Origin of the sequence: Demequina sp. (assembly GCF_047975725.1) — a bacterium.
GTDB lineage: Bacteria > Actinomycetota > Actinomycetes > Actinomycetales > Demequinaceae > Demequina.
In genome coordinates, this window is record NZ_JBKEED010000007.1 from 106,451 (window position 1) to 117,555 (window position 11,105).

The 11,105-nt window shown below is 68.4% G+C and carries 8 protein-coding genes; 4 read left to right on the top strand and 4 right to left on the bottom strand.

The window, feature by feature from the left end; all coding sequences use genetic code 11:
• Position 1: 1 nt before the first annotated feature.
• Positions 2-1,819: an acetolactate synthase large subunit gene (locus ACK5NO_RS01810; RefSeq protein ID WP_416810957.1), complete on the bottom strand. Its 1,818-nt coding sequence runs from the start codon at positions 1,817-1,819 to the stop codon at positions 2-4.
• A gap of 640 nt (positions 1,820-2,459) precedes the next feature.
• On the opposite strand from ACK5NO_RS01810, the gene ACK5NO_RS01815 reads away from it, so the two are divergent.
• Both ACK5NO_RS01815 and ACK5NO_RS01820 read left to right on the top strand, forming a co-directional pair.
• The gene (locus tag ACK5NO_RS01815) at positions 2,460-3,164 is read left to right on the top strand and encodes a TetR/AcrR family transcriptional regulator (RefSeq protein ID WP_416810958.1); all 705 of its coding nucleotides are present in this window, start codon (positions 2,460-2,462) and stop codon (positions 3,162-3,164) included.
• 1 nt (position 3,165) lies between these two features.
• The gene (locus ACK5NO_RS01820; protein ID WP_416810959.1) at positions 3,166-4,176 is read left to right on the top strand and encodes a DUF5692 family protein; all 1,011 of its coding nucleotides are present in this window, start codon (positions 3,166-3,168) and stop codon (positions 4,174-4,176) included.
• A gap of 137 nt (positions 4,177-4,313) precedes the next feature.
• On the opposite strand, the gene ACK5NO_RS01825 is transcribed toward ACK5NO_RS01820, so the two are convergent.
• Complete coding sequence (locus ACK5NO_RS01825; RefSeq protein ID WP_416810960.1) at positions 4,314-4,640, bottom strand: hypothetical protein; 327 nt, start codon at positions 4,638-4,640, stop codon at positions 4,314-4,316.
• Positions 4,641-4,820: 180 nt separating this feature from the next.
• Between ACK5NO_RS01825 and ACK5NO_RS01830 the strand changes: the two genes are divergently transcribed.
• Both ACK5NO_RS01830 and cydC read left to right on the top strand, forming a co-directional pair.
• A complete protein-coding gene (locus tag ACK5NO_RS01830; RefSeq protein ID WP_416810961.1) occupies positions 4,821-6,404 on the top strand; it encodes an ABC transporter ATP-binding protein/permease in 1,584 nt (527 codons plus the stop codon).
• The gene (gene cydC, locus ACK5NO_RS01835) at positions 6,401-8,152 is read left to right on the top strand and encodes a thiol reductant ABC exporter subunit CydC (RefSeq protein WP_416810962.1); all 1,752 of its coding nucleotides are present in this window, start codon (positions 6,401-6,403) and stop codon (positions 8,150-8,152) included. The genes ACK5NO_RS01830 and cydC overlap by 4 nt, the downstream gene beginning before the upstream one ends.
• Positions 8,153-8,249: 97 nt before the next feature.
• Here cydC and ACK5NO_RS01840 read toward each other — a convergent pair whose 3' ends face one another.
• Entirely contained in the window at positions 8,250-9,785 is a 1,536-nt protein-coding gene (locus ACK5NO_RS01840; protein WP_416810963.1) for a hypothetical protein, read from the bottom strand.
• A 244-nt stretch (positions 9,786-10,029) separates the two neighbouring features.
• Entirely contained in the window at positions 10,030-11,064 is a 1,035-nt protein-coding gene (locus ACK5NO_RS01845) for an IS30 family transposase (RefSeq protein ID WP_416810964.1), read from the bottom strand.
• Positions 11,065-11,105: the final 41 nt, after the last annotated feature.

Sequence of the window (11,105 nt, forward strand, 5' to 3'; positions counted from 1 at the left end):
CTTACTCCTCCTCCCCGCGGTCCCATTCAGGGGCGATTCCGCGGGCGTACTGAATCTCGTCGTTGCTGGTGCCAGCGGCGACCATCGGCCACACCATGGCGTCGCGCGAAACGGTGAAGTCCACGACCACGGGCTGGTCGTCGATCTCCATGGCGCGCTTGATGGTTGCGTCCACGTCCGCATCGGACTCGCAGCGCAGTCCCACGCAGCCCATCGCCTCTGACAGCTTGACGAAGTCGGGGATGCGCTTGGTGCCGTGGCCGGTGTGCAGGTCCGTGTTGGAGTAGCGCTGGTTGTAGAACAGGGTCTGCCACTGGCGCACCATGCCCAGCGACGAGTTGTTGATGATCGCCACCTTGATGGGGATCTCGTTGAGGGCGCAGGTCACCAGTTCTTGGTTGGTCATCTGGAAGCAGCCGTCGCCGTCGATCGCCCACACGGTGCGGTCGGGCTCGCCCACCTTGGCGCCCATCGCGGCGGGGACCGAGAAGCCCATGGTCCCGAGGCCGCCGGAGTTGATCCAACTGTTGGGCCGCTCGTACTTGATGAACTGGCTCGCCCACATCTGGTGCTGACCCACGCCCGAGGTGAAGATGGTCTCCGGTCCGGAGATCTCCCCCAGTCGCTGGATGACGTGCTGAGGGCTCGAGTGGCCGTCGTCCGTGGGCGTGAAGCCCAGTCCGTACGTGTTGCGCCAGTCGTCGAGCTGGGCCCACCAGGCACCCAGGTCGGGCTTGCCGTGGCGTTCGTGCTCGACCTCGAGGGCCGGCACCATCGCCGCGAACACGTCCTTGAGGTCGCCCACGATCGGCACGTCGACGGCGCGGTTCTTGCCAATCTCCGCGGGGTCGATGTCAGCGTGGACGATGGTCGCGTGGGGGGCGAACGACTCGAGCTTGCCCGTCACACGGTCGTCGAAGCGAGCGCCCAGCGCGACGATGAGGTCCGCCTTTTGCAGCGCCGCGACCGCCGCCACGGTGCCGTGCATGCCGGGCATGCCCAGGTGCTGGGGGTGCGAGTCGGGCAGTGCGCCACGCGCCATCAGGGTCGTGACAACGGCCGCTCCAGACAAGTCTGTGAGCTTGCGCAGGCCCGCCGCAGCGCCCGAGCGGATCACTCCGCCACCCACGTACAGGACGGGACGGCGTGAGGTCGCGAGCAAGCGCGCGGCCTCTTGGATGGTCTTGGCATGGGGTCGCGCGCCGGAGTTGAAGCCGGGCAGCTCGATGCGCTCAGGCCAGTGGAAGGTGGTCTGGGTCTGCATGGCGGACTTGGCGACGTCCACGAGCACGGGGCCGGGGCGGCCGTGGGTCGCGATGTAGAACGCCTCGGCGATCGCACGAGGGATCTCGGCCGGGTCCGTCACCAGCATGTTGTGCTTGGTGATGGGCTGGGTGATGCCGACGATGTCAGCCTCCTGGAAGGCGTCCGTGCCGATCATGCCCGCCGCCACCTGACCGGTGATCGCGACCATCGGGATCGAGTCCATGTTCGCGTCAGCGATGGGCGTCACGAGGTTGGTCGCGCCGGGGCCCGACGTCGCGATGCACACTCCCGGCTTTCCGGTCGCGTGGGCGTACCCCTGTGCCGCGTGGCCCGCACCCTGCTCGTGACGCACCAGGATGTGGCGCAGTTGGGTGGAGTCGAACAATGGGTCGTAAGCCGGCAGGATCGCACCGCCCGGCAAACCGAAGATGTCCGTTGCGCCCGCCGCTTCGAGCGAGCGAATAAGCGACTGGGCGCCCGACATCTGCTCGCCCGCGTGCCGTGTGGCTGCGGGGGTCGCTTGCGCCCGCGCACTCGCTGGCGCAGGGCTCATCAGCGCCGAAGGCTTCGGTGCCCTGACCTGTCCCATCGTGTCTCCTCTTGGTTGCCGAGGTGGTGCGGTGATTCCCCGCCCCACATGGAAAGACCCCTCGGCCACTGGGGCTGTCGGGGTCGGCGCGCGGACTTGCCTGGCTGTGGACTTAGGAGTCCGCGCGCCCGGTAAGTACGAGAATCAACTGCATGGAAAGGACTCTACGCCCGCGATTGCGTGGATGTCACCATATGGACACCTAATCTCACATTGTGGTTCACCGTCTTGAATACTGAGACGAGGCCTCATCGCGCCACCCTTCCCCTGCCTTAGCGCCCCAGCAGGAGACCATGGTCGGTTTCAAGGGCCCGCGCGCATCCTGGAAGGCACTCACGTCCGGACAGCCGATGCGCCCTCACCGAGCGCCGTAGGCACCGCGGCGATCAGTGACCTCACACACCCACCCCTCACGAGTCAAATGGATCCATTTGACTCGTGGAGGAAGCCAAATGGATCCATTTGACTCGTGAAGGAGGAGGAAGAGGAAGGGGGTCTGGGACAGGAGGGCGGCCCGTGCACGCCTCCACCTCGTGCAGGCCTCGCCCCACGCTGGGACCAAAGCCCCAATTGACGATGTGTCAATAGCGCGTACGGTCATGACATGGACCAGCGCCGATCCCGCACCGTGAAGGCGCCGGACGAGCGCCGCGAGGAGATCGTGGCCGCCGCCCGGCAGTTGTTCGCGACCCAGGGAGTGCACGCCACGACCTTCGGGCAGATCGCCAAGGCCGCCGGCTGCACGAGGGGCCTCGTCTACCACTACGGCGGCTCGATGCCCGCGCTCGTCGACATGGTGCTCGACGCGTGTGTCGAGGACTTCGCCGCGGATCTGCTGGCTTGGGACCAGGGCCGTACGCGCGGCGACATCGACGGCGCCGTCCGCGACTACATCGCGCTGTTCCGCCGCCACCTGCCCGGCCGAGCGGGCATCACCGCCCCGGCAGCCCCGGCAGCCCCAGCCACAGCGCAAGACGACTCGACCGCCGAAGCCCCACCCGCATCGGCCCCACTCGTGCCACGCGTCGACGACGCGGGGCTCTACGTCCGCTACGTGGACGCCTCGGTGACGGCCCTCCTGGACATCCTTGAGGCCAGCACCATCCCCGCGTACGCGCAGCGTCACCGCATCGAGATCGCGCACGTGCGCGAGACGTTCGTGGTGCTGCTGCACGGCCTCATCGGCCTGATGCGTACACAGCCAGAGGTGGGCGACGACGTGCTCGCCGACCTCGTTCGCCAGACCCTCCGTCTGGCGCCCAACCCCTCCCGGGGCCCCGGCCGGGACCAATCGCTCGAAGGAGAGTGACATGTTCCTGTTCGAACCGCTCACGCTCGTCCAGATCATCATGTGGTTTGTGGTGCTCGGCGCGCTGATCGGCCTCAATGAGCTCTCGCGCCGCGGCCCGTGGGCCGGCGCGGCTTTCTTCATCGCCCTGCCGATCATCCTGACCATCTTCGTGTGGCCCACGACCGCCGGCGCCGACTCGTCGACCGGCACCTGGTTCCACTGGGTCAAGGTGTACTCCGCACTGGCGGGCTGCCTTGGCTTCATGGCCATCCGCTACATTCCGCGCCTGCAGAACAACAAGTGGGCACTCATGTTCCCCGCGGGAATCCTCGCCCTCAACATCTTCGAAGCCGTCCTGCGCGACTTCCAGGTGGGCGGCATGGGCGCCGACGGCATCGTCGACGGCGTCTACATGCTGTCCGGCCCGTGGAACTACATGAACGGCATTGCCGGTCTCATTAACCTGCTCGCCATTACCGGCTGGATGGGTATTTACATTTCGCGCGATAAGACCAAGGACATGGTCTGGCCCGACATGATTTGGCCCTGGATCATCGCTTACGACCTGTGGAACTTCGCGTACGTGTACAACTGCGTGGGTGACCACGCGTTCTACGCGGGTGCCGCCCTGCTGATCTCGTGCACCATTCCTGCATTCTTCATTCGCAAGGGCGCATGGCTCCAGCACCGCGCCCACACGCTCGCGCTGTGGATGATGTTCACGATGGCGGTGCCTGCCTTCACCTCGACCTCGGACTTCGCGGTCAAGGCGTCGGGCGACCCGGCCGCACTCATGACGGTCTCTGCGCTCGCGCTGGCCGCGAACGTCGCTCTTGCCGTGCTGCAGATCTGGCTCATGGTCAAGCGTCGTCGCAACGTGCTCAAGCAGGAGCTCTACGACCACACCGGCGCGTACCGTCGCGTGGTCGCGGACATCCCTGGCGCCTCGCCTGCGCAGCTCGTCGCTGCTGGCGTGGACACTCCCCCCGCCTCCGATACGGACGATGCGGTGGCTACCTCGCGCACCTAGGCGCGGCTACTGAACCCCTCACCCCTGGGACCCGAGGGCCCCGCTTCCATCAGGAGGCGGGGCCCTCGGTGTGTCGAGACCACGCTCGTCTGCGCGGCACGACGTCGCGAGGGAAACTCCGCCCCATCGGGTCAGTCCTACAGCGAAGCGACTGCCTGTTCTGCCTCGGGAGCGGCGGGCTCTCCGGCGAGGGTCGTGGGCTGGTCGACGACCTGGACTTTCGCTGGCGTAGAGGTCCACGGCTCGGAGGAGTCCGTCCCTTCGACCAGGACATTGTCAGAGAGGTCCTCAAACGTCACGACTGCGGTGAGGTGGCCCACCACGAACTCGTCGTCCTCGGCGTAGTCGTAGAAGGAGTGCGTCTCCGGCGCCGGCGCCGCATCTTCGCTGGGGTGCCACTCCCACGTGGCGCCTCCGCCCGCACATCCCGAAAGCGAAGCACTCGCGAGGAGCACTCCCGCCACGATTGCGGACCACTTGGTCGTGGGCTCACCATAGGGTCGCCGTCTTCACTCCTCTATAGAGCAATGACCAGTTCATTCGACGGCATTCCGAAGCCGTATCGACGCACGTGAGACCCAGGTCCGCGCCGGCCCGGGACCATGGGAGATTATCGTGTCAGACCCGTAGCGATAATGGTGCACATGCTCATCGTCAGGCCCGCCGCGAGCGCGGTGCTCATCACGCTCACCACCGCGTTGCTGTATCTGACGGCCGGCACCGCACTGGATCGCGGCGACGGCGCGCTCCTCGGGGGAGCCGCCATCGCGCTCGGCGCACTCATCGGCCTCCTGACCTGGGCCGATGCGCGTCACACCTCCCGCACCCAAGGCTCGCTCGAGCGTCACGACAGGGGGCGGCTCATGGCCTACGTCTTCAGCGCTGGCCCCACGCGTCGTACCCGCCAGCAGACCGGCAAGCTCGTGTCGACCCTCACCGACGCGGTTGAGCGCTCCGCGCAGTACCGGGCGGCCTTCCTGGGCTCGATGATCGGCTCCCTGATCGCGCCGCTCGCCGTCGTCGCGGTGATCGCCATCGCGATCGACTGGCGCATCGCCGCGTGGCTCGCGCTCGCAGTCCCAGTGATCCCGCTCGCGATCGGTGGCTTCCAGCGCCTGTTCCGCAAGGTCTCCACCGAGTACCGGATGTCCGCCAGGCGCCTGTCCGCCGAGTACCTCGACTCCCTCCAAGGCCTGCCGACCCTGCGCGCGATGGGGGCGGGCAAGGCCCGCGGCGCCGCCCTCGCGGTGCACGCCGAGCACGTGCGCGCGGCGGTCATGCGGCTACTGGCGGGCAATCAGGTGGTCCTGTTCGTGTCCGACGCGGCGTTCTCGCTCGCGATGATCGCACTCGGCACCGGACTAGCGCTGACCTCGCTCGCCGCAGGAACCATCAGCGCGGGCCAAGCCCTGGCCGTGATCGCCCTGTCGAGCCTCATGACCGAGCCCCTCGACCGCATCGGCCAGTTCTTCTACATCGGCATGGGCGGCATCGCCGCAACCAAGGAGATCGCACGCACCCTCGCGAGTCCGGTCGCCCACGTCACCGACGAGTCCGCTCCCGCTCCGGACAGGGACGATGCGTCCGTCACCCTGGAGAACGTCACGTTCACCTACGGGCGTGCGGACACCCCCGTGCTCGACGGATTCTCGCTGACAGTTCGCCCTGGCGAGCGGGTGGTGCTCACCGGCCGCTCGGGCGTGGGCAAGTCCACGGTGCTAGGCCTCATCCAGGGCCAGCTCTCCCCCGCCGCTGGCACCGTGCGCGTGGGCGGGCACGATGTCCCGACGGTGCCCGGCGAGTGGCTGCATGGCCAGATCGGCATCGTCGCCCAGCAGACCTACCTGTTCACCGGCACGCTCGCGCAGAACCTGCGGCTCGCGGCGCCCAATGCCAGCGACGAGGACCTCTGGGCGGCGCTGACCCGCGCGCACCTCGCCGACGAGGTGCGGGCATGGCCCGACGGGCTCGACACCCCGGTAGGCGAGCGCGGGCTGGGCGTATCCGGGGGCCAAGCCCAGCGCATCGGCGTGGCTCGAGCGCTGCTCGCCGACGCCCCGATCCTGTTGCTCGACGAGCCGACCTCCCAGACCGACCTCGACGCCGAGGCGCAGATTCTCGCCGCCATCGAGGAGGCGTGCCGGGACCGCACCGTCATCGCTGTGGGCCACACGGAGGCCATCACGGCCTCTGCTACCCGAGTGATCGCGATGGAGGACGTCCGATGAACCGCGATCTGACCCGCTGGATGATCGGCCAGGCGCGACCGGTGATCGCCCCGCTAGCGCTGTCGATCGCCATGAGGATGGTGGCGCTCGTGGGCGGGGTCGCCCTGCTGGTGACCGCAGCGAGCGGCCTGTCGCGCGCCATGGGCGACGAGCCCGTCGCGCCCGTGATCTGGGCCCTCGTGGCGATCGCGCTGGTCAAGGCTCTCGCCCGCTACCTCGAGCAGTACTGCGGCCACTACGTCGCGTTCCGGGCGCTCGCGCTGCTGCGGGTGCGCGTGTTCGACCTGCTCGAGCCGCAGGCCCCCGCCGCCGTCGAGGGGCGCGAGACGGGCGACCTGCTCTCGCGCGCCACGAGGGACGTAGACCGCGTCGAGGTCTTCTACGCCCACACCATCGGTCCCGCGTTGACAGCCGTGGTGGTGCCGGCAGGTGTTGCCGTGTGGCTCGCCATCACTGTGGCGCCCGCCGCGGCGGCCGCCGCCGTTGCCGGGTGGGCCGCGATGCTGGGCATCGCCGCACTCGGCGCGCGGTCGTCCATGGCCGCGTCAGCGGAGCTTCGCCGTGCGCGCGGGGTCATCGCCCAGCACCTGACCGACACCGTGCAGGGCGTGGCAGAGGTCGTCGCCTATCGCGCCGAGCACCGCCGCACGGGTGAACTTGCGACCCTCGAGGACGCCGCTGATGCGGCCCAACTCAGGCGCGCCCGGTGGTTCGCGCTGCGCCGCGGCCTCACCCGGGCGCTCGTGGCCGCAGTGCCCCTGCTCGTGCTGGCCGCGACCCTCCCTGCGGGGCTCGAGGCCGCCGCGGTCGCGGCACTCGCAGTGCTCGGCACGATGCCGGCCGTCGTCGCCGTCGAGGAGTTCGCCGCCGACCTCGACCTCGCGTATGCGGCCGCCGGTCGCCTGCGCAAGGTGATGGACGCAGCCCCGGCGACCCCGGAACCTGCAGCCCCCGCTACTCCCCCGAGCGGCCCTGTGGGGGTCCGGCTGGAAGGTGTGTCGTTCGCCTACCCGGCCCGCGCATCGGCCGTCCGCGAGACGGGGAGCGGCACGGGCCCCCGTGTGCTCGAGGGGATCGACCTGGAGATCCCCGCGGGCACCACCACCGCACTGGTGGGCGTCTCCGGTGCCGGCAAGTCGACCGTGGGCGCGCTGATCGCGCGATTCCACGACCCACAGGAGGGGCGCGTCACGCTCGGCGGAGTCGATGTGCGCGACCTCGCCGACGCTGACCTGCGCTCGCTCGTGTCCGTCGTCCAGCAGCGGCCGTACCTGTTCGCGGGCACGATTCGCGACAACCTGCTGATCGCGCGCCCGGCGGCCACCGAGGCGGAACTCCTCGAGGCCTGCCACACCGCAGCGCTCGACGCGACGCTCGCACGCATGCCTCAGGGGCTCGACACACCCGTGGGCGAGCACGGCACGCAACTGTCCGGCGGCGAGCGTCAGCGTGTGGCAATCGCCCGGGCGCTGCTGCGCGACGCGCCGGTGCTGGTGCTCGACGAGATCACCAGCCAACTCGACGCGGGCACCCAGGAGGGACTCGGCGAGGCGATGCGCGCGGTGCGGCACGGCCGCGCGGTGGCCGTCATCGCGCATCGGCTGATCACCGTGATGGATGCGGACCAGATCGTGGTGATGGACGCCGGCCGGGTGGTCGAGCGTGGCACGCACGCGTCGCTCGTGAATGCCGGCGGCGCGTATGCCCGGCTGTGGAGCCACCAGGAGGCCGCGGAGGCCCGCCTCTAGCGCCCCTCCCTCCCGTCAAATGGATCCATTTTCTCGGTGTCGCACCTCTCCCCGCCCCGTCAAATGGATCCATTTTCCCGGTGTCGCACCGTGCCGGTCAGCGCTCGCCAAGCGCGCCGAGGCCGCCGTCACCGTCATGCTCGACCGCGACTTGTGCAAACTGCGCCAAGTAGTCCCCGAACGTCCCCCACGGGCTCACGAGCCAGCCGCCCTGCTCCTGAACGGCGGTGACATAGAGGCCGTCGACACCCCACTCATCGAGCGTTGGGAGGTCACGCAAGCACGTCTGCTGGGACCATCCGTCGTCGACGGAGAAGCAGCCATCCGCGTAGGCCAGGGTCGTCGTGACACCCCAGTCGTCCGTGGGTTCGACGGCGACCTGAAGGTCGGTGAGTTCTAGCCGTCCGGGGCGAGCGTCGTCCCCCGCGGGCGAGGCATCTACCTCGATGCTCACAGCGGGCGCCGACGACCAGTCGACTCCGTCAAGCACAGCGTTGCCATAGAGCGAGACCACGCGCCGCTCGGCCAACGGCAAGGTGGCGGCAAGGTCCTCGACATCGCCGGTGGCGAAGAGCTGCTCGATAGCCTCGGCGGTACTCTCGACCGCCTCCTCTGCCGTCGCGGAAGGCGCTGCAGGGACCACGTCCGTGCCGCGCCTGCCAGCACTGTCGCCCTGCGCCCACAGCCCGTATTCGGCGAGTGTCAGCATGGGGCTGATGTACCAGCCGCCTTCTTCCACGGCCACGAACGCGATGGGCGAAGCCGGGTGCGCGAGGCCGTCCGTCTCGTCGGCGGTGAGCGAGTCCACCGCGTCCTCGATGTCGCCGCGCCACGGGAACGTGTCGTCGACCCAGGTCTGGGCGTCCTGGCGCACGCTCGCGACCTGGTCCTCGATCTCGGAGGCCGTGTAACCCCATTCCTCAAGGGTGGAGCGCAACGACTCTTCCTGAAGTGCGACGACCGCGTCGACAAGGGTCGCCTCGTCGGCCGTGGCCTCGATAGTGCCGGCGACGACGCGCACGATGGCCACACCGTCGGTGACGGTCTCGGTCTCGTATTCAAGTCCCGACACGGTGACATCGACCGCGTCGATGATCTCCGAGTAGGCCCCGCTTGCCTGGCTGGCTGGAGTCTCGCTGAGCCGCTGGAGGTCCTCCATCGCGGGCTGGAGCGCACTCACCTCGCTGGGGGCAATCGCGGTTCCCAGCGCGATGAGGTCGCCCGTGAGGACGCCGTCGACGAGCTGCTCCACCGCCTCCTCAGGCGTGCTGGAGCCCCTGAAGAAGGTGGTGTAGGCGAACGCCGCCCCCACCGCGAGGACGACCACCACGCCTGCCGCGACAGACCCCAGCACCACTCGCTTCTTGCGGCCAGCTCCCCCACCGGTCCCGTGGGGTTCGACGGGCACGTGCTCGCCAAACGGAGTCCCCGCCGCCATGCCCGCGTAGGCGGACGGCGCAGCATTTGTCTGGCCGTACCCGGGCACTCCTGACGACTGCTGCACGGCCGATGCGGGAGCAAAGACCGCAGGGGCCGTCACGGGGGCGGGCATCCAGGCCCGGGCGGAGTCCGCTACGGGCGATTCGGGCCACACCTCCTCGGCAGCGGCAGCGTCAAACGTCGATTCCCCCATGGTCACTCCCCCAGGCTCAGGTGACAGATGTCAGCGGCCTGCCGCAAGCACACCGGCGAAGGCCAGAGGCAACCTACCACCGGGGCAAACCCCCTGGGTATGACGAATATCACTGCGTGGCGAGCGGCAGAGAGTCGGCGGAGATGCGCTCCCAACCGGCGCATCGTCCCTCCCCTTCACAAGTCAAATGGATCCATTTGACCGGCAGGGAGGCGGCCGTTCACAAGTCAAATGGATGGCGGAGTCAAGTGGTGGTTGCGTCGGTGCTGGTGAGGAGTGCTTGGAGGGCTTGGGCTGGGGTGAGGTAGTCCAGGGTGGGTCGGGGTCGGGCGTTCAGGCTTGCGGCGACGTCGCGTAGTTGCTCTGGTGTCCACACTGATAGGTCGGTGCCTTTGGTGAACCAGTGGCGTAGCAGGCGGTTGGTGTTCTCGTTGGAGCCTCGCTGCCAGGGGGCGTGGGGGTCAGCGAAATATACCGGGGTTTGCAGGTCGAGCTGGATGCGGTCGTAGTGGACCATTTCTGCTCCCCGGTCCCAGGTGATGGAGCGACGCAAGTGTGCGGGGAGTTGACTCATTTGCGTGATCATCTGGGTGGCGACTTCGTCGGCGGTGGCGCGTGCAGGCAGGTGTAGCAAGATCACGAATCTGGTGGAGCGTTCCACCAGGGTGCCGATCTGGGAGGCGCCACGTGCTCCTTTGATCAGGTCCCCTTCCCAGTGACCTGGCACTGCCCGGTCGGCGACCTCAGGGGGACGTTGAGAGATCCGCAGTGCGTCCTTGTAGGCGCCACCTAAACCCCGTTTGGCGGCAGTGCGTGGCCGGCGTGTGGTCCTGGACGTCGACAGCTGTTTGGCCAGGTCCTGACGCAAACCCCCTCGTGCCTGGACATACAGGGAACGGTAGATCGTTTCGTGACTCACCCGCCCAGTGTGACCGTGGGGATGCTCGCTGGCGAGCATGTCGGCGATCAGTTTGGGTGACCAGCCCTGATCCATCCACTGGCTGATCCGGGCCGCCAGAACCGGATCAGCGACCAACTTAGGCACCTTGGGTCGACGTCGAGCTGCCCGTGCACGCCGGTCAGCATGGACCGCGCCATAGCCGCCATCACGAAGCCGATGCCGAGCAATCTCACGCGAGACCACCGACTGCGAGCGGCCAATACCGACCGCGATACGCCGATGAGACAGGCCCGAGCGCAACCCGGACTGAATCTCCACCCGCTCAGCCAGCGTCAACGACCGCCCCACCCCAGCACCCACCACTGCAACCCCAGACATCGCACCACCTCCCAGTGATGCATCGACCCTATGAACTCGCC